We start from the raw sequence: 24,835 nt of genomic DNA on the forward strand, positions 1-24,835 counted from the left end.
TAACGCATTTTCAAATTCGGTCATCAATACTGAATTAGAAATACTGCTGATTAATTCCTTTGTTTCTGCATTAATAGGTTTATTTTCAAGTTCCGTAAGAATGTTGTGGATAAGTCCCGGCTGTTCCTGTCTCAGCGCTTCCCGTAGTTTTGCGAACAGGGGAAGATATCGGGAAATATCGGAACCGGTGTCAGCGGCGGCGCCGGAATTCAATGCCGCCCCTATCTGTTCCGCCAGTTTTTTTAACTCCCGGTAAAAATGGGGGAGCTCCTTTTCGATAAGAGGGATATCCCCAGCCCTTCCCGCAGCCTCCAGTTCTTCCGCTTTTTTTGAAACGGCGGCGGCGCCTATGGTAGCGGCGGCGCTTTTGAGGGCGTGCACGTTGGTGGTAAAAAGGGAAAGCTCCTGTGCATTGGGAACCTGTTCCAGTAAAGGCAGGCGTTCCCAAGCATCCTTACGGAATGTTGTCAGTACCTTCCTGTAGGCCGCCTCATTGCCGCCGGTCATGGTCAGGCCCTTGGCGGTATCCACCCCGTCAATGTGTATATCCGTGGTTTCCGTTATCCTTTTCGGGGCGGTTCCCGGCGCCGGTTTTACCCGCTTTTCAGGGGGTATCCACTTGTCCATCATCCCGTCAAGTTTGGATATTTCAATGGGTTTGGAAAGGTAGTCGTTAAAGCCCTTTGATAAAAACATTTCCTTCATCCCGGTCACCGCGTTTGCGGTGAGGGCTATGATTGGAACATTTTTCGTATGTTCCGGCTGTTCGTCTTCCCAGGCGCGTATGGCCGCGGTGGCTTCAATGCCGTCCATTTCCGGCATCATATGATCCATAAACACTATGTCATACCGGTTTCTTTTTATCAGTTCTACTGCCTCCCTTCCGCCGGTGGCGGTAGTAATATCCGTCTGATATAAACTCAGGAGACCCTTGGCAACATTCAGGTTGGTAACAATATCATCAACGATGAGGAGGCGGGCATCCGGGGCGATAAACCGTAAATTGGTTTCCTTATGATACGGGGTATCCGTCTTTTCGTTAATTACATTGGCGATGGACAGGGTATAGGCGGGCATGGTGATAATGGGGATATTTTTGAAGGAGACAATTTCCTCCTGATTTGCCAGGAGTACCAGCTTTGTGGGCAGGGATAACTCCTGTATAACGGATAGGGCCGCTTCTACCGCTGGGGCGCATACAAAGGCAAAGGCATACTGTTTCTCCCCAGGGTGTGAACACGCCCTAAGTTCCTGAATGATCCCATCCGCATTTCTCACGGCCGTTACCGGTACTCCCAGATTTTTCATCGAACGGACAAGGGATTCGGCGTATTCCTTCCGGCTTTCATAGAGCAATACCGTTTTTGTTTCGGAGTTTTCAATAGATGCCAGGGACTCCTGGTCCCAGAAACGCTGTGGGATGGACGCAGTAAAGATACTACCCGCTCCGTATGCGCTGTTCACGGTAATATCCCCGCCCATGAGGCGGCAGAGCTTGCGGCTTATGGCAAGCCCGAGACCCGTTCCTTCAACGCCCTGGTTTTTGTGGGTGTCAAGCTGCTGGAATTCACCGAATAATTTACCCATGTCCTCTTGTTTAATACCAATACCGGTGTCGGCCACCGAAATGGTCAGCACGATCCGGTCTTCGTGGGTTTCGCCGGTGATGGTAAGGATGATACGGCCCTCCCGGGTATATTTGACCGCATTGGTGAGAAGGTTTATCAGTACCTGCCGGAAGCGTACTTCATCGCCTATCAGGCGGTTTGGAAGTTTACCGTCAATATCCACGGTGAACAGTATTGGTTTTTCGTTCAACCTGGTACGGATAATACTGATCACATCGTTAATCACCGAACTGAGTTGATAATCGGCCTCCACAAGGTCCAACTTACCCGATTCGATTTTAGAGAAGTCCAGGATATCGTTGATGATGGAAAGCAGGTTTGCCCCCGCCTGTTTGATACTCCGGGCATCCTCGTATACATCCTGGGGAATATCCTTCCGCAGGATCAGTTCGGTCATCCCCAGGATGGCATTCATGGGGGTCCGTATCTCATGGCTGGTATTGGCAAGGAATACGGTCTTTGCCATGGCCGCCCGTTCGGCTTCCAGCTTCGCCTTTACCAGGGGGGTAATATCGCTGGCATTGAAGAACAGCCCCGGGGTATCCCCCAGGAGTTTGTCTGCGATGATCTTGAGGTGCTGTTCTTCCCCATTGAATGGCAGTTTTATGGTTCCTTCATAAAACCCCTGGGAGGTGATGATTTCATGGACTATAAGTTTTAATTCCCTGGTTTTGAACAGATCCATCACGGGCTGCCCCACTGCCAGTTTACGGTCCTCAATGTTGGCAAGAGCCGCCAGGGGTTTGCTGATATGGGTAACCTGGTTGAGTTCGTCCACCAGGGCGATATAATCCGGGGTGGTTTCCAGCAGGGTTTGAAAAGCGTCCTGATCCTTGACCGATTCCTTATTATAATCGGCGGCGAATTTGGTAATAAAATAAATACAGACGGAACTAAAGGACAACTGAACCCATTTGGCCATCATTTCGCTTAAGGTTACATTGTTCCGCAGTGGGTTCATTATCATGGGAATGCGGAGGAGGATCAAAACCAGGTTTGATAAATTTGAGATGAGGATATACCGGAGAAATTTTGGGGGATTAAAGTACATGGCGCCTATACAGCAGATGGCCATGGAGCAAGTGAAAAGATAGACGAAACTTTTCATGGAGAAGGAAGCGGCAATGTACACGATGTAAATGAACAGGGGAACGGTGAACGCCGGATTCATGAAACGCCGTATTGCCCGGAAGAAAAGGATCACGGCAATTGAAACCGCGCAGCCTACCCCCACGATGATCCCTTCCCTGAGCCTGCCGCCTGAGACAGCGGTATAGATTCTGAAAATCGCGAAACTTGAGATACACAAAATGGCTATGGTATTTGCCAGATGATAATAGGGACTGTCCGCATCATTAACGGCGCCTATGGGGTTATGCATCAAAGGGAGCCCTCCTTTCGTAGCGAAGCCCCTTGGGTGTTACCATTCTAATCGCATGGGGGGCCACTTCCATGGTAATATTTGTATCAACAAGCATTTCACCGTCTAGTTGAATCAACAGGGGTTTTCCTGAGCGAATGGAAACTTTCTTTGCCCGTTTAAGCAAAACGTGATCCATGCGCCTTTTCCCGTGTAAATAGCGCTGTATACTCCGCAGCAGGGTAAGGGTACTCTGGCTTTTATAAAGCTGCGCATCCAGGTACCCGTCGTCGGGCACGGCGGTAGGTACGGGGCACATATCCCCGCCGTAACAGGGGCCGTTAGCGATATTGATGGTGGCGTAATTTCCGCTGTAATCTTCGCCGTCTATGGTAATGTCATAGTGCTGAAAGATAAGTTTCTGATCAAAGAGGGAAATAAAGCCGGCCAGAAAAACCAGAAAGGTATATATAAAGGGAAATTTATTACTGTATTTGAAGTATTTTTTTTCCAGGACCTTCATTCTGATTACCGCCGTGGATTCCATCCCTACGGTACTGACGTTAATGGCATAATTATTCCCATAATAAATCAGGTCCGTAGGGATGATATTAGTTTCGTCTATCAGGGCGTCGATGTTTCTGAACAAGTGGTGTTTTCCCTCCCCAAAGGCGCGTATATAGTCGTTGGTTTTTCCATAGGGTACGGAAACCAGTTCGGCGTTGGGAAATCCCACGGCGCCGTTTATACAATCAAATAAAATACCGTCCCCCCCCAGGGCGTAGATGCGGACCGTTTCCGACGTTTCGACTTTTGCCATCTGTTGGTGGATCATTCCCACGGCATCCCGGGGAAACCGGGAGATATGGATAAAACAATCCCCGCCGCCACCCATACCATTGGCGCCGCCATCCATACCCCTGGCGCTGTTTCGGGATGCAAAGCAACGCTTTATCTCCAGAAGCACGGCGTCAAAATCTCCCTGGTCCAGGAAAGAACGGGGGTTGATAACAAATAGGTGACGCATCGCTATAACCTTCCTTTATTTTGGCGGATTACCGTCAGCTTTTCGATTGCTTCCTGTTTTAAGGCTTCTGCGAGTTCTTTAAACAGGAGGAGACAGGAGGCGGAAATTGCTCCGGCCTCGGAGCTTTCTTTTTTTTCCGCCTGCTTTTCAGGGTTCAATATGTGGGCTATAAGGTTCGGAGTTGTCGCCATCAGGGCCTTTGCTGATCCGTTTCTTTTATTCATGGAATACCGCCATCCTCTCGTATACCGAACCGCCGGGGGTAGCGATTTTTACTGCCTGGGGGATAATTTTGGCCGTGATGTTCGTATCCAGGAATATCTCGCCGTCCAATTGCAATACCAGCGGTTCCTCTGACCGGACAGTAACTTCGACCGCCCTTTTGTATGTGATGTATGAAGGAAATTTCCGGTATTTTCCGTATAGATAACCGGTGCCTACCCGTATGACATTCAGGCTGTTGGTACTGTTGAAAAGCAGCACATCAAGCAACCCGTCATCCGGCATAGCGGCGATGGCGGCTTTTTTGTCACCCCCATAACAGGGACCATTTGCAATGTTGATTGTCGTGTAATTTCCGCTGAATTCTTCACCGTCAATAGTAATCGTGTATTTTTGCTTGATGATACTTGGGGTAAACGCCGAGATGACCCCTGCCCAAAAAAATGTGAAATCATATAGAGCTTTGCGTATGGGGAGAGAAAATTTTGTCAGGTATGGTGTATACAAGGCATGTAATTCCGCAGCCTTGTGAACCGCATAGGCTTCCATGCCGATGGTACAGGTATTTAGGGCGTAATTGTTCCCGCAGAATATCACATCCGTGGGAATGACCGGCGACACTGCCTGTTTTTTAATGTCCCTGAACAGGGCTTCCTTCCCTTCGCCAAAGGCGCGGACAAAATCGTTGCTGTTTCCGTAAGGAATTGCAGCAAGTTCCGCATTTTCCAGCCCGATAACGCCATTCAGGCAGTCAAACAGAATGCCGTCTCCGCCAACGGCATATATACGGATTGTTTTTTTCTCTCCCGCTTCCCCGGCGAATCTTCTGATTTCGCCGATGGCGTCTCTCGGGAAACGCGAGACAAAGAAAGCGTAATCCCACATACCCAGCTCGGCAAAACAGTTTTCGATATCGAGCATAACAGCATCCATATCAGTCCGGCGTCCAAAAGAAACCGGGTTTATAATGAACAAATGCCTCATATTCAGAAAATCATTCACTGCTCTGTTCATTCCGATAATATCCTTTGAACAGCCCTGATTGCATCCTCAAAGTCGCTCATTAAAACCGCGTTGGAAACCGCAGCAAGACTATCCCGGATTTTTCCGTCAAGCGCCGCCGCCTCCAGTTCCGCAAGGAGCCGGTGCACGGTCCCTATCTCTTCCTGTTTTAGTGATTCTGCGAGTTCTGTAAACAGGGGCAGGTATTCGGCGGCCTTTCCCGCAGTGCCACTATCTTGATTCTGCAGGGCGCCGTCATCCAGGACCTGACCTATACCATCCGCCAGATTTTGGAGGTCCCGGTAAAATCCCGATAGCAGCTCTGTGATACGCGCCAGGTCCCCCGCCTTTCCCGCAGCCTCCAGTTCTTCCGCTTCCTGGGATACGGCGGCGGCCCCGATGGTTCCGGCGGCGCTTTTGAGGGCATGAACGTTGGTGGTAAACAGGGAAAGTTCAGACCCCGTGGGAACCCGTTCCATTAAGGCCAGCCGTTCCAGGGCGTCATTGCGGAATGAGCTCAGCACTTTACGGTAAGAGGTTTCGCTGCCGCCGGTCAGGGCTAAGCCCCGGGCGGTATCCACTCCGTTAATTTTTATATCCGTGTTTTCTACCGGAATGATGCTCGGCGCCGCAGTTTCCGGATCCGGCTTTACCTTCTTTTCAGGGGAAATCCATTCAGCCATCATTCGGTCCAGTTTAGAAATTTCTATGGGCTTGGAAAGGTAATCGTTAAAGCCCTTTGCCAGAAACATTTCCTTCATCCCGGTTACCGCGTTTGCGGTCAGGGCTATGATGGGAAGGGTCTGAAAATAGGACTCCCCCAATGGGGAATCCAGGGACCGGATGAGCTCGGTGGTTTCAATGCCGTCCATTTCGGGCATCATGTGGTCCATAAATACTATGTCGTAGCGGTTTTTCTTTATTAGTTCTATGGCTTCCCTGCCGCTTGCGGCCGTGGTGACATCGGTCTGATATAAACTTAAGAGACCCTTAGCTACGTTCAGGTTAGTGACAATATCGTCAACGATGAGGAGTCGGGCGCCGGGAGCAGTAAAACGCCCTGTTTTCGGTTCCGCACTTTTTACCATTTCCATAGGTTCGTTGTCCCGCACCATCTGGGATAAGGTTGCGGTAAAAACACTGCCCTCTCCGTATACGCTGCTCACTGTGATATCTCCTCCCATGAGGCGGCAGAGATTGCGACTTATGGCAAGCCCCAGGCCGGTTCCTTCAATACTCCGGTTCCGGTGGGTATCAAGCTGCTGGAATTGGCCGAACAGTTTACCCATATCTTCCTGTTTAATGCCGATACCGGTGTCGGTGACCCTTATGGTCAGGACAAGCCGGTCTTCCCGGGGCGTGCCGGTAATGGCAAGAACGATGCTTCCCTCCAGGGTGTATTTGACCGCATTGGAAAGGAGGTTCATCAGTACCTGCCTGACCCGTGTTTCGTCACCGGTCAGGCTGTCGGGGAGTTTAGGGTCAATATCCACGGCGAAGCTTATGGGTTTTTCATTCAGCCGGGTGCGGATTATGCTGACCACATCGTTTATCACCGAACTCAGATAATAATTGACCTCTATAATATCCAGTTTACCCGATTCAATTTTTGAAAAGTCCAGTATGTCGTTGATAATAAGCAGAAGATTATGGCCCGCCTGTTTTATATCGGTGATATATTCGCTTACCCGAGGCGTTATTTCTTCCCTAAGGACAAGCTCGCTGATGCCGACAATGGCGTTCATGGGGGTTCGTATCTCGTGGCTCATATTTGCCAGAAATTCGCTTTTGTATTTGTTGGCCTGTTCAGCATTTTCTTTGGCCTCTTCCAGCTCCTTTACCATGGCGATCCGCTCCGCAGTATGGCTGATTCTGACAATGAGCAGGACAATTCCGGCCAGGAGGGAAGAAAAAACAAGGGCCAGTAAAATGCGTACCGGCCAATATTCAATGTATGCCAGTTTTTTTTCTATCTGCAAACTTACGGCGTTATCGGAAACCCCGGCGTTTTTTGAGCCGGAGGATCGAACCGTAAAGGTATAGCTGCCCCCTGCAAGATTGGTATACGAAATCTTGCTTGCTGCGGAATCGGCAATATATTCCTGTTTATCCTGACCTGCAAGCTGGTAGGAAAGGTTTGTTCGTTCATGAAGCCCGTAGGAAAGGAGCGCGATGTTAAAGGTAATGCGGCTTGTTGTTTTGGGAACAACCAGAGTTTTGGAAAAGTCATAATAGACGCGGTTATCGACTTCGACGGAAGTGATCGCCGCTTTGGGCAGATGCTGCCATATCTCCTGCTCCAGGGAGATGGCGCTGAATCCGTTGATACAGCAAAAGTAGAGGTATCCACTCTGATCATCAATATGGTTCCATGCATTCGCGTTAAGAGAACCGGAAAGGCCGTTTTGTATGCCCAATTCCCGTTTCAAAAACGAAGGGGAATTTTCCCGGAGCAAAGCAGCATCGGCTTCGTAAAGGGTATTGGCTGTGGTCAGCCAGAGTTTCCCTTTATACGGCAGGATGTCAAAAATACTATAAGCGGGGAAAACATCAAGTACCTTCACGGCCTTATCCTTGATATAACAGAGGCCGTTCCCGGTGCTTATCCAGATACCTCCTTCATCATCTCCCGCCATACGCAGTATTACATCGCCGGAGAGACCGTTTTCCGCATTGATGCTTTCAATGCCCCTGCTGCTGAAGGCGTAGATGCCGTTACCGTCCGTACCGGCATACAGAACTGGCGTATCTCCCTTTTCATCATAATACAGGGAAAGTACCATTACATCCGGCATGGTGAAAGTCGCCTGGCCGCCGAAAATTTCCCGGGGGCTTATAAGGGAACCCTGTTTCAAAAAGAAAAGGCCGTTGGCGGTTCCCACCGCATAAATTCCGCCGGGTAGTTCCAAGACCAGCCTGATCCGTTCCGCCGCCAGGTAATTACTCCACACACCGGTTCCCGGGTTATAGTGAATAATCCCGTATTTTGCATAGGTACTGATCAGGATATCGCCCCTGCGGTCCTGATAAATTGACCGGACACGGATATTCCGCAGCGCCCGGGTAAGTTCATTTTCTATCAGTACACCTTCAGTGTCGCTTATGATAAGGCCTGTGTCGCCGGCCAGATACCAGCGGTTTTCCGCACGCAAAACCGAATTGTACGTCATATCCGGAAGCCCCAGAAGGAGGTCCTCCCGGGTAAAGGGGCTTTCCGCAAGAAGTATAACCCCTCCCCCGTTAGACGAAGTAAGCCAATAATTTTTTTCATAATCCTCGGTTATGCCGGTAAAAAATCCGGCCGCCCCAAGGCCCTCAAGGGGATGAAAATCCAGGGTGGCGTCAAAAAAACCCAAACCCGTATCCGCAGTAATCCAGATACGGTCCTCCTGGTCTTTATATATGCTGTTTGCCATGGAACAACTTATCTGCTTTTCGGTATAGGAGACAGATTCTCCGTCAAAGGATGCGAACAGTACCGTTGAACCCTGGGTACCCAAAATAATATGTTCACTGTCAAGGGCAAGCACCGCTTTGATGGGTATGCCGGGATCAAAAAGGATCGTTTTTTGTGTTGTGGTATATATAACCAGTTTGCCCGAATTCAGCACGCCGTAAATGTTGCCGTTATTGTCCAGGGAAAGGGAGACAACCGTGGCCGACTGGTTGAGGTCTAGGGGGATAATCCTGACTTCCCGGTCTTTGTTGATGGAGAAGATGCCCCCGGCGGAACCGAAATAGACGGTCCCCGATTGATCCGCGGCGATGGAACGGATCATGCCGGAAGGAAGACCCCGGCTGCGGTCAAAAACCTCGAAGCTTTCCCCATTGTAGGCTACCACGCCGCTTTCGTTGGTCCCAATCCAAAGGGTCCCATCGGGACCTTCCAAAAGCGAGCGGACACTGGAACCGGGAAAGTTGTCCTGGCTCATGGCGTTAAAGGTTTTAAAAGCACTGCCGTCGTACCGTATAAGGCCCTGGTAACTGCCAAACCACATATAGCCATCACTGGTCTGCAAAACTGCATTTGCCTCGTCCGAGGGGAAGCCGTTGGTACTCCGGTAAACTTTCTGAACCCGGTTTGACAGAAAAAGCCGGGCTTCCCGGTCGCTTCCTCCTGTTTCCTCCGCCGCGAAACAGGGGAACCCGGGAACCAGCGCCGCAAAGGCCCACAGGGCAAGGAAAAAAGTTCCATTACAAAAAACAGTTAGTCGTTTCATCTTTCAATAACCTTCCTTTTATTAAGGCAGCATCCCTTTAACAGCCTTGATTGCATCTTCAAATTCGGTCATCAATACCGCATTGGAAACACAGCTTATAATTTTCTTTGTCCCAGGGTCAAAAGATTTTTGTTCCAGCTCCCCAAGGATACGCTGGACGGTCCCGATATCTTCCTGCTCCAGGGCTTTCGCAAGTTCCGTAAACAGGGGAACACATAAACCGGCAGATCCGGCGTTTCCGGAGGACCCTGTGCCGCCTTCCGCCCCGTCCGGCATTCCTTCATTCAAGGCCGCTTCTATCTGCTCCGCCAGGTCCTGGAGGTCCCGGTGGAAAATCGGAAGCTTTTCCGTGACAAGCGCCAGATCCCCCGTCTTTCCCGCCGCCTCCAGTTCCGCCGCGGCCTTTGACACGGCGCCGGCCCCGATGGTAGCGGCGGCGCTCTTGAGGGCATGTACGTTAGTGGTAAACAGGGAAAGGGTTTCCGGATCAGGGGGTGCGGCAAACAGGGGAAGCCGCTCAAGGGCATCTTTGTGGAAGGCGTTTAATACCTTCCGGTATCCGGCTTCGGTTCCGCCGGTCATGGCAAAGCCCCTGACGGTATCCACCCCGTTAATTTTTATATCCGTGGTTTCTGCGATCCTTTCCAGGGTGGTACCTGATCCCGGCTTTACTTTCTTTTCAGGGGGAATCCATTCAGCCATCATCCCGTCAAGTTTGGATATTTCTATTGGCTTAGAAAGATAATCGTTAAAGCCCTTTGCCAGAAACATCTCCTTCATCCCGGTCACCGCATTTGCGGTCAGGGCTATGATTGGAATATGCTTCGCATATTCCTGAGATATTTGCCGGCTGTCTTCCCAGGCACGTATGGCGGCGGTCGTTTCTATGCCGTCCATTTCGGGCATCATGTGATCCATAAATATTATATCGTAACGGTTTTTCTTTATCAGCTCTATTGCTTCTTTGCCGCTTGTCACGGTGGTGATATCGGTCTGATATAAACTCAGGAGGCCCTTGGCTACATTCAGGTTGGTAACAATATCGTCAACGATGAGGAGACGGGCGCTGGGAGCGGTAAACCGTACATCGGTTTTTTTGTGATAGTTGAGTTCTATCTTATCGCTAATCACATTGGCAATGGACAGGGTATAGGCGGGCATGGTGATAGTAGGAATGTTTCTGAAGGAAGCAATTTCCTCCTGATTCGCCAGGAGAACTACCTTTGTGGGCAGTGATAAGTCCTGTATTAGTGATTGGGTCTCTTCTACCGAATTGGCGCTTACAAAAGCAAATGCATAGCTTTTCCCCCCTGTGGGTGAACAGCCCTTAAGTTCCCGGGCAAAAATTTCTTTATCTCCGGCCACCGTTACCGGTACACCCAGATTCTCCATCGAGCGAATAATCGAACCGGCGTACTCCTTCCGGGGCTCATAGAGCAGCGCCGTTTTTGTTTCCGGGTTTTCAACCGCAGCCAGGGGTTCGCTGTCCCGTACCTGCTGGAGTATGGTTGCAGTAAAGATGCTGCCCTCTCCGTATACGCTGCTCACCGTGATATCTCCGCCCATAAGACGGCATAGGTTACGGCTTATGGCGAGTCCCAGGCCGGTTCCTTCAATGCCCTGGTTTTTATGGGTATCAAGCTGCTGGAATTGGCCGAACAGTTTGCCCATATCTTCCTGTTTAATACCGATACCGGTGTCGGAGACCAACATGGTCAGGACAACCCGGTCTTCCCGGGGCGTACCTGAGATGGTAAGAACGATGTGTCCCTCCCGTGTGTATTTTATCGCATTGGAGAGGAGGTTCATCAGCACCTGACGAAGGCGGACTTCATCGCCGATCAGGTGGTTGGGGAGTTTACTGTCAATATCAACGGTAAAGATAATGGGTTTTTCGCTCAGCCGGGTGCGGATAATACTGATCACATCGTTTATCACCGAACCCAGCAGATAGTCCGCCTTCTCAATGTCCAGCCTGCCGGATTCAATTTTTGAAAAGTCCAATATGTCATTAATAATGACCAGGAGATTGTGGCCTGCCTGTTTTATATCCGAGATGTATTCGGTTACCCGGGGAGAGATTTCTTCCCTGAGGGCAAGTTCGCTGATGCCGATAATAGCGTTCATGGGGGTCCGTATCTCATGGCTGGTATTGGCAAGGAAATTTGACTTTGCCGTGGTAGCGGCTTCGGCCCGTTGGCTTTCTTTCCGGAGCTTTGCGGTTAATTCAGAATTTGCCTTGTCTTTGGCAGCCCTGGTGGCTTCTACCGCAACGGTGGTCCCGAAAATTAGTAAATAGGTAACAACTATCCGGGATGCTATATCGGCGGAATAATAAAACTTGGATATACCCGGTACAAACACTTCAATAGATATGACAACCAATACTATTGTGGAATAGATAATACCCGGCTTCAGTCGTTCCAGCATTAAGGTAAGGGGAGGGACCAGATAGACGAATAAAAAATTCATCCCCTGTGCATCGCCGTTCCAGATGAGGAGGGCACAAAATAAACAATAGGCGTTCAGGATAATCATGGCGGGAACAATACGAATAACCCTGGTGCGGGCGGCAATAAATGCGATGATGGCTATCATCGACATAACCACGCAAATAGCGGCGTCCACATAGGAACCTTTGTTACTATTAACAACTATATAATAAATGAGAAAAATGAAACCGAAGATGGAAATAAAATTCATAAGAATATAGCTGATGATATAATCGGACAGTTCTTTCTTATCACCCTTAGGCGCCTTTCCGGAAGTAAGTATGTTCCAAATGATATTTACTATTCCTGTTATCATCCCAGCCCCCGATCCATTTTGTTCAATAATGTGTCCATCTTGCCAATTGCTTCCGCAAACTCGGTCATCAACACCGCGTCGGAAACCGCCGTCAGCACTTCCCGTGTTTTCCTGTCAAACGGCGCCGCTTCCAGCTCCGCAATGATGCGGCGGATAGTTCCGATATCTTCCTGTTCCAGCGCCGCCCTTAGATCCGTAACCAGGGGGAGGTATTGAGTAAAGGCCTCTTTTGAATCAGTTTCAACGAAGGTGTTGGTATTCAGCGCCGTTTCTATATGTTCCGCCAGGTTTTGGAGGTCCCGGGAAAAACCAGGAAGCCGCGCTGCGATAAGGGCCAGGTTCTCGGCCTTGCCTGCTGCTTCAAGTTCCGCAGCAGCTTTTGATACCGCTTCGGCACCGATGGTGGCAGAGGCGCTCTTGAGGGCGTGTACGCTGGTAGTAAAAAGGGAAAGTTCCTGTTCATTGGGCATACGCTCCAGTAAGGGCAGCCGTTCCAAAGCGTCTTTGCGGAATATTGTCAACACCTTCAGGTAGGACGCTTCTGTACCGCCGGTCATGGCGATACCTTTAGTAAGATCCACCCCTATGGCAGTGAGGGGTGAATAATCAACGGTGAGTATAACAGGCGGATTTCCTGCACCACCCTGATCTGTTTTTTCGACATCGGTTTTCGTCGATTCATTTTTATATTTTTTTCCACGGGTAATCCATTTCCCCATAATTTCGTCCAGCTTTGTAAGTTCTATGGGTTTTGAGAGATAATCGTTAAACCCTTTGGATAAAAACATCTCTTTCATGCCGGAAACCGCATTTGCGGTCAGGGCGATGATTGGAATATGCGAAGTATGTTCCAATATTTGCTGTTTGGCTTCCCAGGCACGTATGATAGCGGTCGTTTCAATGCCGTCCATCCCCGGCATCATGTGATCCATAAAAATAATGTCGTAGGAATGCTTCCCCACGAGTTTGAGCGCTTCCTCACCGGAACTGCAGCAGTCAACCTTTACCTGGTAGGGCGCCAAAAGACCTTCCGCCACGATAAGGTTGGTGGAAACATCATCTACCAACAGTATCCGTGCTTCTGGGGCGGTAAATCTGATGCTTACTTTTTTATACTGAACCCCGCCGGAGCTGTCTATTTCGCCGTTGAGCAGCCGGGCAATGGTGAGGGGATGCAGGGGCATAATAATAGTTTTTATGTCCGGTTTTGAAACTCCCTCATCCTGATCCGCCAATAATACCAGAACAGGTTTTACGGGTATACCCGTATCCTGTATCAGGTTTTGTAATTCCCCAAATAAGGGTGACCTTGCCATCGCATATTGATAGACCTGATTTTCCAGGGAGGCGGATAATTCCTCCCGGCTCTCCGCCAGGGTGCAGGGTACGCCCAGAGTTTCTACCGAATAGACAATAGATTCCGCATATTCTTTAACGGTTTCGTAGGCCAGTACATGCTTCGTTTTCGCTTCTTTCACTTCTGCGAAGGGCTCGCTGTTCACCACCCTTTGGGGTAAAACCGCAGTAAATACCGTACCCTTACCATAGGTCGATGTAACCGTAATATCCCCGCCCAAGAGGCGGCAGAGGTTCCGGGCTATGGCAAGCCCCAGGCCGGTTCCCTCAATACCCTGATTCGCCCTTTGATCGAACCGGTTAAAATCGCCGAAGAGCTTACCCATGTCCTCTTCTTTTATACCAATCCCCGTATCGGCAATTTCAAAGCTAAGGAGCATGGTGTCCCCATCGGCGGCATTACTGGTAGTATTACTATTTGTAATAGTCAGGGTAATATAGCCTTTATGGGTATACTTAACCGCATTGCTCAGCAGGTTCAGCAGTATCTGGCGTATTCTGGATTCATCGCCGTTGAAGGAGGCAGGCAGGGATCCGTCAATTTTTGTCAGTAAGACTACAGGTTTTTCTGTAAGCCGTGTGCGGATAATGCTGATGCAGTCGTTTATCAGGGAGGCGAACATATATTCGGTGGAAATGATATCTATCTTGCCGGATTCAATTTTTGAAAAATCCAGAATATCATTGATGATGGAAAGGAGGTTTTCTCCCGCTTGCCTGATGCCCCCTAAATAGTCCGTTGTTTTTTGTGAATTTTCTTCCCGTAAAGCAAGTTCGCTGATACCGATGATGGCGTTCATGGGGGTACGGATCTCATGGCTCATCCGGGCCAGAAAAGAAGATTTACTTTTATTTTCTTCATCGGATTGTATTTTTGCCCGGGTGATCCGTAAAAGAATAAAGCTTAACGAAAAAGCCAGGGTGATCCCCAGCGCCGAAAGGACCGCTATGGTGTAATAAAGATCACGGTAGAACCGGACGTAGGGGGTAATGAGCCCCACATGCCAGCCGTTGAATATTTTCCTGAAAAAAACAATTACCTCGGAGCCGTCCGTATCCCTGATCCGTTGGGCGCTTATGTTCTCCTTCCTTCTGAGCATCCGGGAAATTTCCTGATAATCGGAGCCCAATTCCTGCAGTTGGATTCCATGGTACTCGTCTTCGGATCCCCTCAGGAGAGGACTTTGGATATGGGGCTTTGTTATCAAAATCATATTCTGGCTGACTATCATGCCGTAGCCTCCGGGGGCCAGATGCATGGACTTTATATAGTCCTGAATCCAGGATATATCCACATCCACCGAAAGAATCCCATGCATATTTCCCTGAGGGCCGTCAATATTTCTTACTACCGAAATAATGGTGTTCCCGTTGGCCCAGTCCTCGTAGGGGGCGGTGTAAGAGGTCTTTGTCCCGCTCCGTACCGCCGTCTGATACCAGGGCCGCCGCTGGGGTATATAGGTCTCATCAGGATTAATGCCCATGCTGTCAATCAATTCTCCCCGGATATACCCGTAGATTCCATAAATTTTTAAAAGTCCCCCTTCGCGCTGACGCATCCAGGCGGTGGTTTCTGTCAGGTAGGCGAGGATTTCTTCCTGGGACGATCCCTGTTCAATCATGTTTACAATTATGTACTGCGAATTGAGGAGTATGGATTCAACTTCGCTCAAGGCCGCATTTATATTTGCTTCGGCGGTAAACAGTACCGTTTCCGCATCTTCCCGCAGGCGCTTACGCAGAACATTACTGACAAAAAGACCGCCCACCAGTATCATCAATATAAAAGTGATAAAAACAAAAACAAACAGCGGATAATTTTTTCTGATAACTCTTCCTGTTTTGCTTTTCATTTCTGTATTTCTTCCACCGTACGGTAATACCAGTTAATTCCGCTGATTATCTCGCTATCGTCCAGGGTTGTCCCTTCTTTGCCGATGATCCCGCCCTCATTGGTTTTGATCGCTCCATCAAAGACATTGAAGCCCTCATACACCATGCGCCGCCGCTCTTTCGCAATTGCTTCGGCCGTACCGCTCTCCGCGAATTCCGCAAGCGGAGTTATATCTACCATACCATCAGCTATGCCGCCGAAATAGGGTACGGAAGTAAAGCTGCCGTCTATCACGCTCCTAACGAGATGGGTATAGTACACGCCCCAATTCAGAACGACCGAGCAAAGGACCGCGTTGGGCGCGTCTTTCCTCATGTCACTGTTAAACCCTATGCCCCATACACCGGCTTTTTCGGCGGTGATCTGCGGAGTCGGCGTATTGCAGTGTTCGGTGATAACATCACAGCCGGAGGCGATAAGAGCTTGGGCGGCTTCGGCTTCACCCAGGGGATCAAACCAACTGTAGGTTACCTTTACATAGATACGCGCGGCAGGGTTTACCTTTTCCACTCCCAGGGCAAAGGCGTTAATGCCCGAACTTACCTCGCTGTTTTCCTTGCCCATGGCCGCCACGAAACCTATCTTATTTGTTTTTGTTTTCATTCCCGCAACAATGCCGGAAAGATACCGGGCCTGATAGAGCCGCCCCGAATAATTGGTAAAGTTTGTACTATTGAATTTATAGCCCGTACCATGGGCAAAAATAACGCCGGGGAATTCCGCCGCAAGTTTTTCGCAGGAATTCATGTAGCCCCAGCTCGCGGCTATGATTATATTGGCCCCTTCGGTGATACAGTCCCGCATAGCATTCTCTACCGCGCTGCTGTCGTCTTCAAACACATTGGTCTTCCGCAGTATCTGTGTATCTCGAAGGCCCAGTTCCTGCTGCATGTGGATTGTTCCCACATAATGGGCATAGTCGTACCCGGAAATTTCAGTGATTTCATTTGGATGGATAATCCCTACCTTGATTTGTTCTTTTGGCATATCTTCGCCGGGTTTCCATAAATACTGCTGCTTGCTATGGCAGGACGAAAGCAGGAATAGGAGTACCGGTAAAAGAAGAAAAAAGCGGTTCTTTGAAGCTGTTTTGTTTCCCATATTAAAACCCCTGACTTTCTACAATATTGCGGTAGTACCAGTTCATGTTCCCGGTAATTTCACTGTCCGCAAGGGTAAGTCCTGCCTCGCCTATGGTTCCACCGTCGTTAGTTTCAAGGATTCCGTCAAAGACATTAAAGCTTTTTTTTATCATACGGTTTCTAGCTTCCTCAATTGCTTCTGCGGTACCGGGCACAGCGACGAGCATATTAGGCGGTGTAATATCAACAAGCCCCTCGCTGATGCCACCGAAGTAGGGTTCGGCAGTAAAGGTACCGTCCATGACGCTTTGTACCAGGAAGGTATAATAGGCGCCCCAATTCCAGAGTACCGAGCTGATAACCGCAAGGGGCGCTTCTTTTGACATATCGCTGTTGTACCCCAGGCCCCAGACGCCGGCCTTTTCCGCTTCAATCATGGGGAGGGGTGTATCGCAGTGCTGGGTAATTACATCGCAGCCGGCGGCAATGAGGCGGCGGGCTGCGTTTGCCTCCTCCATGGGATCAAACCAGCTATAGGTTATCTGTACATGGATTTTTGCTTTGCTGTTCACGCTCTCAACCCCCAGGGCAAAGGCGTTAATCCCTCCGGTTACTTCGCTATTATCCTTGCCCATGGCGGCCACGTAGCCTACCTTGTCCGTTTTTGTTTTAAGGCCTGCGGCGATACCCGAAAGGTAGCGGGCCTGATAGATACGGCCGAAGTAATTGGTAAAATTAGTACTATTGTATTTATAACCCGAGGCATGAGCAAATACCACATGAGGAAATTCTATAGCAAGTTTTTCACAGGCATCCATATAGCCCCAGCTGGTGGCAATGATGATATTCGCCTCCATGGCGATACAATCCCTCATGGCGCTTTCTATTCCCTCGGCATCGGTGTCCTGCACATGGATTTTGGTGATTATCTGCTCATTTTTTAAACCAAGGCGTCCCCGCATTTCCCGTATGCCCATTTCATGGGCGTATGAATACCCGGAAGTTTCCGTCAGGGGATCCGTCATGTAGATCACCCCGACTTTTATCTTTTCTTTAGCCAGGGCTTTGCCGGGCCGCCAGGCGGCGGCATTTTTTCTGTTTCCGCAGGCCTCAAGTAACAGGGAGCTTCCCAAAATGATAATCAACAATACGGTCTTTACCCAATTTCTGGTCATACTATTTCTCCATTATTATCTATGTAAGGTTTCAATTTCCTTTATTGCATCTTCAAAGTCACTCATTAAAACAGCGTTAGAAATGCTGCTAATGGTTTCTTTCGTTTTTGTGTCAAAGGGCTTTTCCTCAAGCTCTGCAAGGATGCGGTGGATGGTCCCAATATTTTCCTGTTTCAATGCTTCCGCAAGTTCCGTAAGCAGGGGGAGGTATTGGGTAAAAGTCTCGCCGGAATCAGCTTCAGCAGTGGCACGGGTATCCAGCGCCAGACCTATTTGTTCCACCAGGTTTTGGAGGTCCCGGTAAAACTGAGGGAGTTGTTCTGTAATAAAAAAAAGGTCTCCGGCTTTCCCCGCCGCTTCAAGTTCCGCCGCGGCCTTTGATACAGCCGCAGCTCCGATGGTTCCTGCAGCGCTCTTGAGTGCATGTACGCTGGTGGTAAACAGGGAAAGTTCCTGTTCATTGGGAACATGTTCCAATAAGGGCAGCCGTTCCAGAACGTCTTTACGGAAGGTGCTTAATACCTTTCGGTAGGCCGTTTCTGTACCGCCGGTCATGGCTATACCTTTGGTAAGATCCACTCCTATGGCAGTGAGGGGCGAGTAATCGGCGGACAGGGATGTTATTTCGGCATTGGTTTTTGCCGCTTCATTCAATTGTTTCTTCTCCCGGGGAATCCACTTTGCCATGATCTCCTCAAGTTTGGACATCTCTATGGGCTTGGCGAGGTAGTCGGTGAATCCCTTAGACAAAAACATTTCCTTCATCCCCGCAACTGCATTGGCGGTCAAGGCGATAATGGGGAGCTTCCGGAAGTAATCACCCCGGAGAGAGCTCAGGGCACGGATCACCTCTGTGGCTTCAATGCCGTCCATGCCAGGCATCATGTGATCCATAAAGACGATGTCGTAGGAGTGTTCCTTAACCAGGGCTATGGCCTGTTCTCCCCCGGTACAGGTATGAATCCCCGTTTGATACAGGGCAAGGAGCCCCTCGGCGACCTTGAGGTTCGTTTCGATATCATCCACAATAAGGACCCGGGCTTCGGGGGCAATAAACCGGACTTCCGCGTTTTCCCGGTAATCGGACTGTTTGATGCCGTTGAGTACATTGGCAATGGGGACTGACCATGCGGGCATAATGATGATGGGAATATCCTGAAAAGAGCTTATTTCTCCTAAATTCGCCAGCAGTGTTAGTACGGTCTTGAGGTCTCCCTCCTGTATTACTTTTCTTGCATTTTCCACAACGCTCTCGGAGACAAAGGCAAAGGGGAACTCTCCGGTTTTGAGTTTTTCCAGGAAATCATCGGCAGTGATGGTAACCGTTACGGTGAGGCCGAGGTTCTCCAGGGTAAGAAAGAGGGATTCTGCGTAGAAGGCACGGTCATCATAAAAAAGAATTCTCTTTTCTTCCGGGTTTTCAAGCTCCGCAAGTTTTGTATCATCCGTGTACCCCTGGGGAATCCGGGCGGTAAAGACCGACCCCTTTCCGTATTCGCTTTGCGCTGTTATATCTCCACCCATGGCAAGGCAGAGGTTCCGGGTAATTGCAAGCCCAAGTCCGGTACCTTCAATGTTTTTGTTTTTTTCCGCGTCAAACCTGACGAAGTTACCGAAAAGTCCCGAAAGGTCCTCTTTCTTTATGCCGATGCCGCTGTCGGCTATTTCTATGGTGAGTATAAGCTGCTTTTCTCCATCCCCCAGGGGAGCTTGCTTTTCCATCCCTATGGTCAGCATGATATACCCTTTCCGGGTATACTTGGCCGCATTGGACAGGAGGTTGAGCAGGATCTGCCGGATCCGCGCTTCGTCGCCCACAAGGTTATTGGGTATCTTGGCGTCCACATTGGCTGTAAACAGGATGGGTTTTTCGTTAATTCTGATACGAATTACATTGAGCACATCATTAATGAGGGAGGCCAGGAGATAGGGAGCGGAGTTTATTTGCAGGCTCCCCGCCTCAATTTTAGAAAGGTCAAGTATATCGTTGATCAGGGAAAGCAGGTTGAGCCCTGCTTGTTTGATCCCCGTTACATATTCGTTCATCCTGGGAAGGGTTTCCGCCCGCAGGGCCAGTTCGCTCATGCCGATAACCGCGTTCATGGGGGTACGGATCTCATGGCTCATCCGGGCCAGGAAGGAGGACTTGCTTTTGTTCTCCTCATCGGAACGGAGCTTCGCAGCGCTTAAACGGATCAGCATATAACAGAGGATGAACATCAAAACTGTTCCTACCAGGAAGATGGCAAAAGATATGCGGTATATGTCATGGTAAAAGTTAGCCTCCGGAACCACGAGCCCCAGGTACCAGCCGTTATATGCCTGCCGGAAAAAAACAATAACCCTGCTGCTGTTTTTATCCCATATCTGCAGGGCATTTATTTCTTTTTTTTTCGCCAGGGTTTCCGTCAGAACGGAAGTTTTTTTATTGGTTTGATTCCTTTTGATATTGGGATTCCCGGTATCGGAGAATAAATCCCCCAAGGGTTTGTTGATGTATGCTCCATCGGGGTGGACCATGATTTCCAGGTTTTCATTAAGCAGTATACCGTAGCCTTCTTCACTTAGTTTGAGGGAGCGCACATAGCTTTCAAGCCGGGTAAGCTGTACATCCATGGCGAGAACCCCAAGAGATCTCCCTGAATCATCAAACAGTTCCTGGGCAAAGCTTACCACAATTGAATTGGTCTGGGCATCCACATAGGGACTTGTCATAATAATCTGCCCCGGCGATTCCTTGGCGTCTATATACCAGGGTCGTTCCTGGGGCACATAATCTTCCGGAGGTTCCCATCTTGTGCCGTCAAGAAACTCTTCCCGGATGAAACCGTACATTCCGTTAAACCCCGAAAGCCGGTCCTCATTTGCGGTGAGCCAGTCCGTAAGGGTTATCAAATACCGGAGTATATCTTCCTGGGAATGATTCTTATCCATTATCATATCCTGAATATTAAAGGCTGAACTTATTAAGGTGGATTCCGGTTCCCGCAGGGTTGTTTTCAAATTTGCATCCGCAGTATGGATGAACTCGTTGGCGCTTGCGATAAGCTGTCTTCGCATAATAATACCGGTGGAGATTAAACTGCCCGCAATCATGAAGAGGAAAATAAAAACGACCACCAGAAGTTGCTGATAATTTTTTCTTATAACAAACGCCGTGTTCATCTATTATTTTCTCCTGGTGACGATAAATTCGCCGTAGGGGTAACCACATTCATTGCCCTTTATTCGGATCTCCGCGTTTATCCGGCCCCGGGTGGAGAAATATGGTTCCCAAAGGATACCTGTTCTGCAATTTCCCGGGGCAGTAAGGGTGGCAAAATGATGGCAATGGAGTACTGCGGTAATTCCGTTGATGGTATGGCGGTAGGTTTTTCGATCAAAGCGGGGTTCAAATTGCAGTTTCCTTTTTACAAAATCAGCCATTGGTTCCTCTTTCCTGAATTGAGACCGGACATTCCTTGGCGGTAATATCCCGGTAAGCCCGTCTGAACTTCTCCAGCATCTCCTGAGTATCCGGAACATTCGCCGCCATTTGGCTTGGCAGGCCCATCGTCATGGCAAGCCTCATTTGGGCTCTCATACCGCCGTCTTGTTTGATAGCAGTATAAATGCTCGTTAGTTTTACTCCCATTTATAAAGCTCCTTTAAAAATTGCTACTTTTAGTATTAAATAGTTTCCACCGTCTCTACGTTCGGGCTCACCGCTTTTCCGTATTGCATATCTTGCAATGTATCATGTTTTTGGTGAAAAACCCCTATCTTTTGTCCAGGCTTGGGGGAGCTTTTCTAAACTTTTAGCTATTATTAAGGGTATGTTTCTAGACTTTTTTCCAGTTGATAGTCCTTCTATAATAAAGGATATTACCGGCAGGCGTTCCATAGCTTCATCATCCGGAATATGTACTTTTTTTATTCCCGCAAGTCCCTCCAGGAGTGCCCAGGTGATTTCCCGTTCTTTATCTGAAATAAATCTTTCATTTTCCACATAGTGTTTAAGCGCTGCATTCATGCTGGTAACAGCTCTTTAACGGCCTTTATGGCCTCCCCAAACTCGGTCATCAAAACCGCATTAGCCACACTATTGAGGTTTTCCTTTATTTTTGCGTCCAGGGGCTTTTCTTCCAGTTCCGCAAGGAGGCGGCGTATGGTCCCGGGCTGCTCCTGTTCCAGCGCGGCGGCAAGTTCTCTGAACAAGGAAATACATGAATCGGGGATTTTTCCGGCAGTTTGTATTTTACCCTCACCGGATGATGTTGCTTCATTCAACGTCAGTCCTATCTGTTCCACCACCATTTTAAGATCCCGGTAGAAATTCGGAAGTAGTTTTTCGATAAGATCCGTATCCCCGGCCTTTCCCGCTGCTTCCAATTCTGCCGCCTCCTTTGATACGGCTGCGGCGCCGATGGTTCCGGAGGCGCTTTTTAAGGCGTGTACACTGTTGGTAAACAGGGGCAATTCCTGTTCTCCGGGCGTATTGTGAAGCAGGGGCATACGATCAAGTGCATCCTTGCAAAAAACGGCCAGTATCTTACGGTAGGCGGCTTCGGTCCCCCCGGTCATGGCCATACCTTTGGCAGTATCTACCCCGTTTATTTTCATATTCGTGCTTTCCTCGGCAGGCGCAGCAATTGTACTGTTTTCCAGTATCTGTTTTTCAGGAGGAATCCATTTTGCTATCATGGCGTCCATTTTTACAATCTCTATGGGCTTGGAAATATAATCGCTGAATCCGCTCTCAAGAAACATTTCTTTCATCCCCGTAACCGCATTTGCGGTAAGGGCTATGATGGGAAGGGCTTTAAAATAATCGCCGTTGATGGAACGGATCGCTGCGGTTGCTTCAACCCCGTCCATTTCCGGCATCATGTGATCCATGAATACCATATCGTACATAGTATTACGAACCAGATCGACCGCTTCCTTTCCGCTGGTACAGGTGGTAATATCCATCCTATACGGCGAAAGAAGACCACGGGCCACATTCAGGTTTGTGGATATATCATCTACGATGAGTATTCTCGCTTCCGGTGCCGTAAACCTGACGGGAGATTTTTTCTCCTGTTTAATTTCTTTTACGCCGTTAAGCACATTTGCTATGAGAACCGTATGGGCGGGAATACTTATCATGGGTATATCCCGGAACAGTTCATCATCCTCCAGTTTTGCCAGAAGCACAAGCACTGTTTTTTTATTCCATTCCTGTATAAAATTCTGAACTTCCTCCGCAGCATCCGGGGATACAAAGGTAAAGGGCCAGATATCTTTTTCAAGTTCCTCAAATAAACCCTCACGGTTAGTAACTCTAAAAGGAACCGCAAGGTTTTTTAGGGAATTGATCAGGGAATCCCGGTAGACATCCCTCCGTTCATAGAGCAGCACCGCCTTGTTTTCTGCCTTATCCAATCCGGCTATAGGCCGTTCCTCACGAACCTTTTGAGGGATGAGGGCGCTAAAGACACTGCCTTCCCCGTACCTGGATTGGACCGTAATATCTCCGCCCATGAGGCGGCAAATATTACGGCTTATGGCAAGTCCCAGACCTGTCCCCTCAATACTCCGGTTTCTGTGGCTGTCGAATCGGGTAAAATCGCCGAAAAGTTTATCCATATCCGTTTCTTTTATGCCGTACCCGGTATCCGTTACCTCAAAGCTAAGGGTGATTTCTTCACCCTCCCGCTTACCATGGTTGGGAATACCGGCCACGGTAAGTTTTATGTATCCCTTTTCTGTATACTTAACCGCGTTTGAGAGGAGGTTAAGCAAAACCTGCCTGATACGTATCATATCCCCGTATAGTTTGGCGGGTATGTTCCTGTCTATATCGGTAATAAATCGGATCCGCTTTTCTCCCAGTCTGACCTTAATAATATTAACCACATCATGGATCAGGGATTCAAAATAATATTCCGCGGGGGCCAGTTCCATTTTTCCGGACTCGATTTTTGAAAAATCCAGAATATCATTAATGATGGAAAGCAGACTTTCACCGGCTTGTTTAATACTCATGGCATCGGTGTATATTTCAGAGTTCGGGGATTTCCGCAAAATCATCTCGGTCATCCCCAGGATCGCGTTCATTGGTGTCCGTATCTCATGGCTGGTATTGGCAAGAAAACTGCTTTTAGCCGCCGCAGCTTCCTCCGCCTTGGCGGCGGCCTCCTCGGCTTTTAGCCGGGCCGTTTCCAGTTCCCCGGTAAGCTTTTTAACCCGTCTGTCATTGGTAACCCGTACCCATTCGTAGGCCATGGTTAGTAAAAAAACTAAAATGAATACGCAGAGAATGCGGAAACCTACGGCGCTTTCATAGGCAAAGCCTGCGTCGGGGACGAAGACGGTAATCCCCACGGCAACCAAAAGCAATCCCGACAGGATAGAACCGGCTGTTAATCCGAGGATGAAAATGGCTATCAGCGGCTGAGCGTAGATCCACAGCCCTGCGAACCCGCTTACCCCGCCTGAAAAGGCAAGGACGGCGCAGAGGGTACTGAAGGCCGCCACGGGAAGCATGGCTGAAAACGTAAAAGGCAGCCGGGTCCGCAGCAAAAAGACACTGCTAATACAGATCAGGGCCACCGTAAAATCGAGCAGACTCCGCAGGGTATTGCCGGCAATAAAAACGGTAATGCCGAAGGTAATCAGAAAAAAGGCTCCCAACATGAGGGCGACATTCAGGCTGACGTACCGGATCATCGCATCGTTCACCACCTGCCCAAGAGAATCCCGATTGTCAGATGCGGCTTGCGGCGCCCCCTGGTTTTCAAATTTTCCGCTGGTAAGAAGGCGGAGTATGCTGCTATTTGTTTTCATCCACTTCCCCGGACTTTGCCTGCTTTTTCCTCGTATTTTTGGATTTTTGACAATCTATTACTGCTTTATCAATATATCCCTGCAAGTAGGATTTATCCACTTTTGACAGAAGTTTTATCTTTTTTTCAAAGGATAGCTCGTTTAGGCTGTCCTCATTGTTCGTACTCTCCACCCAGGTTCCTCCCTTTTTGATTCCATTACCAGGGTGTTCCACGCCCATGAAAGGGTGGTCATTGATGAAGTCGTCGACG

Annotated in this window: 15 protein-coding genes; all 15 read right to left on the bottom strand. The window is 49.0% G+C overall.

Translation table 11 applies throughout. The annotated features are described in order from the left end of the window. A partial coding sequence (locus TPRIMZ1_RS18695; RefSeq protein ID WP_010257675.1) for an ATP-binding protein occupies positions 1-3,009 on the bottom strand: 3,009 nt, incomplete at its 3' end. Beyond that, positions 3,002-4,015, bottom strand: coding sequence for a diacylglycerol/lipid kinase family protein (locus TPRIMZ1_RS0108265; protein ID WP_010257679.1), 1,014 nt, complete (start codon positions 4,013-4,015; stop codon positions 3,002-3,004). The genes TPRIMZ1_RS0108265 and TPRIMZ1_RS18695, both read right to left, overlap by 8 nt. A gap of 2 nt (positions 4,016-4,017) precedes the next feature. After that, entirely contained in the window at positions 4,018-4,239 is a 222-nt protein-coding gene (locus TPRIMZ1_RS0108270; RefSeq protein ID WP_010257682.1) for a hypothetical protein, read from the bottom strand. Continuing rightward, the gene (locus tag TPRIMZ1_RS0108275) at positions 4,232-5,251 is read right to left on the bottom strand and encodes a diacylglycerol/lipid kinase family protein (protein ID WP_010257684.1); all 1,020 of its coding nucleotides are present in this window, start codon (positions 5,249-5,251) and stop codon (positions 4,232-4,234) included. The genes TPRIMZ1_RS0108270 and TPRIMZ1_RS0108275 overlap by 8 nt, the downstream gene beginning before the upstream one ends. Continuing rightward, complete coding sequence (locus TPRIMZ1_RS0108280; protein WP_010257686.1) at positions 5,248-9,459, bottom strand: hybrid sensor histidine kinase/response regulator; 4,212 nt, start codon at positions 9,457-9,459, stop codon at positions 5,248-5,250. Before TPRIMZ1_RS0108280 ends, TPRIMZ1_RS0108275 begins: the two co-directional genes overlap by 4 nt. 21 nt (positions 9,460-9,480) lie before the next feature. Continuing rightward, positions 9,481-12,267: a hybrid sensor histidine kinase/response regulator gene (locus TPRIMZ1_RS0108285; protein ID WP_010257689.1), complete on the bottom strand. Its 2,787-nt coding sequence runs from the start codon at positions 12,265-12,267 to the stop codon at positions 9,481-9,483. Then, complete coding sequence (locus TPRIMZ1_RS0108290) at positions 12,264-15,476, bottom strand: ATP-binding protein (protein WP_010257691.1); 3,213 nt, start codon at positions 15,474-15,476, stop codon at positions 12,264-12,266. The genes TPRIMZ1_RS0108285 and TPRIMZ1_RS0108290 overlap by 4 nt, the downstream gene beginning before the upstream one ends. Beyond that, the gene (locus tag TPRIMZ1_RS0108295; protein ID WP_010257693.1) at positions 15,473-16,618 is read right to left on the bottom strand and encodes a BMP family ABC transporter substrate-binding protein; all 1,146 of its coding nucleotides are present in this window, start codon (positions 16,616-16,618) and stop codon (positions 15,473-15,475) included. Before TPRIMZ1_RS0108295 ends, TPRIMZ1_RS0108290 begins: the two co-directional genes overlap by 4 nt. Before the next feature lies 1 nt (position 16,619). Beyond that, the gene (locus tag TPRIMZ1_RS0108300) at positions 16,620-17,774 is read right to left on the bottom strand and encodes a BMP family ABC transporter substrate-binding protein (protein WP_010257695.1); all 1,155 of its coding nucleotides are present in this window, start codon (positions 17,772-17,774) and stop codon (positions 16,620-16,622) included. A gap of 15 nt (positions 17,775-17,789) precedes the next feature. Further along, positions 17,790-20,939 (bottom strand): hybrid sensor histidine kinase/response regulator, encoded by a 3,150-nt coding sequence (locus TPRIMZ1_RS0108305; RefSeq protein ID WP_010257697.1) that lies wholly within the window; start codon positions 20,937-20,939, stop codon positions 17,790-17,792. Positions 20,940-20,942: 3 nt separating this feature from the next. Beyond that, positions 20,943-21,200 carry a hypothetical protein gene (locus tag TPRIMZ1_RS0108310; RefSeq protein WP_010257700.1) on the bottom strand — a complete coding sequence of 86 codons (258 nt, stop codon included), beginning with the start codon at positions 21,198-21,200 and terminating at the stop codon, positions 20,943-20,945. Next, complete coding sequence (locus TPRIMZ1_RS0108315; protein WP_010257703.1) at positions 21,193-21,408, bottom strand: hypothetical protein; 216 nt, start codon at positions 21,406-21,408, stop codon at positions 21,193-21,195. Before TPRIMZ1_RS0108315 ends, TPRIMZ1_RS0108310 begins: the two co-directional genes overlap by 8 nt. A 102-nt stretch (positions 21,409-21,510) precedes the next feature. Next, positions 21,511-21,786, bottom strand: coding sequence for a hypothetical protein (locus TPRIMZ1_RS0108320; RefSeq protein ID WP_010257706.1), 276 nt, complete (start codon positions 21,784-21,786; stop codon positions 21,511-21,513). Then, positions 21,783-24,584 carry a hybrid sensor histidine kinase/response regulator gene (locus tag TPRIMZ1_RS0108325; RefSeq protein WP_010257709.1) on the bottom strand — a complete coding sequence of 934 codons (2,802 nt, stop codon included), beginning with the start codon at positions 24,582-24,584 and terminating at the stop codon, positions 21,783-21,785. Before TPRIMZ1_RS0108325 ends, TPRIMZ1_RS0108320 begins: the two co-directional genes overlap by 4 nt. Next, positions 24,571-24,804: a hypothetical protein gene (locus tag TPRIMZ1_RS0108330; protein ID WP_010257712.1), complete on the bottom strand. Its 234-nt coding sequence runs from the start codon at positions 24,802-24,804 to the stop codon at positions 24,571-24,573. The genes TPRIMZ1_RS0108325 and TPRIMZ1_RS0108330 overlap by 14 nt, the downstream gene beginning before the upstream one ends. Between the last annotated feature and the right edge of the window lie 31 nt (positions 24,805-24,835).

It is taken from the genome of Treponema primitia ZAS-1, assembly GCF_000297095.1.
Lineage (GTDB): Bacteria > Spirochaetota > Spirochaetia > Treponematales > Breznakiellaceae > Termitinema > Termitinema primitia_A.

Excerpts from the sequence above, each read along its gene's own strand:
- TPRIMZ1_RS0108300 (WP_010257695.1), bottom strand. The coding sequence starts at position 17,774 with ATGACCAGAAATTGGGTAAAGACCGTATTGTTGATTATCATTTTGGGA.
- TPRIMZ1_RS0108330 (WP_010257712.1), bottom strand. The coding sequence starts at position 24,804 with ATGGGCGTGGAACACCCTGGTAATGGAATCAAAAAGGGAGGAACCTGG.
- TPRIMZ1_RS0108270 (WP_010257682.1), bottom strand. The coding sequence starts at position 4,239 with ATGAATAAAAGAAACGGATCAGCAAAGGCCCTGATGGCGACAACTCCG.
- TPRIMZ1_RS0108315 (WP_010257703.1), bottom strand. The coding sequence starts at position 21,408 with ATGGGAGTAAAACTAACGAGCATTTATACTGCTATCAAACAAGACGGC.
- TPRIMZ1_RS0108265 (WP_010257679.1), bottom strand. The coding sequence starts at position 4,015 with ATGCGTCACCTATTTGTTATCAACCCCCGTTCTTTCCTGGACCAGGGA.
- TPRIMZ1_RS0108275 (WP_010257684.1), bottom strand. The coding sequence starts at position 5,251 with ATGAACAGAGCAGTGAATGATTTTCTGAATATGAGGCATTTGTTCATT.
- TPRIMZ1_RS0108295 (WP_010257693.1), bottom strand. The coding sequence starts at position 16,618 with ATGGGAAACAAAACAGCTTCAAAGAACCGCTTTTTTCTTCTTTTACCG.
- TPRIMZ1_RS0108310 (WP_010257700.1), bottom strand. The coding sequence starts at position 21,200 with ATGGCTGATTTTGTAAAAAGGAAACTGCAATTTGAACCCCGCTTTGAT.
- TPRIMZ1_RS0108280 (WP_010257686.1), bottom strand. The coding sequence starts at position 9,459 with ATGAAACGACTAACTGTTTTTTGTAATGGAACTTTTTTCCTTGCCCTG.
- TPRIMZ1_RS0108305 (WP_010257697.1), bottom strand. The coding sequence starts at position 20,939 with ATGAACACGGCGTTTGTTATAAGAAAAAATTATCAGCAACTTCTGGTG.
- TPRIMZ1_RS0108285 (WP_010257689.1), bottom strand. The coding sequence starts at position 12,267 with ATGATAACAGGAATAGTAAATATCATTTGGAACATACTTACTTCCGGA.
- TPRIMZ1_RS0108325 (WP_010257709.1), bottom strand. The coding sequence starts at position 24,584 with ATGAAAACAAATAGCAGCATACTCCGCCTTCTTACCAGCGGAAAATTT.
- TPRIMZ1_RS0108320 (WP_010257706.1), bottom strand. The coding sequence starts at position 21,786 with ATGAATGCAGCGCTTAAACACTATGTGGAAAATGAAAGATTTATTTCA.
- TPRIMZ1_RS0108290 (WP_010257691.1), bottom strand. The coding sequence starts at position 15,476 with ATGAAAAGCAAAACAGGAAGAGTTATCAGAAAAAATTATCCGCTGTTT.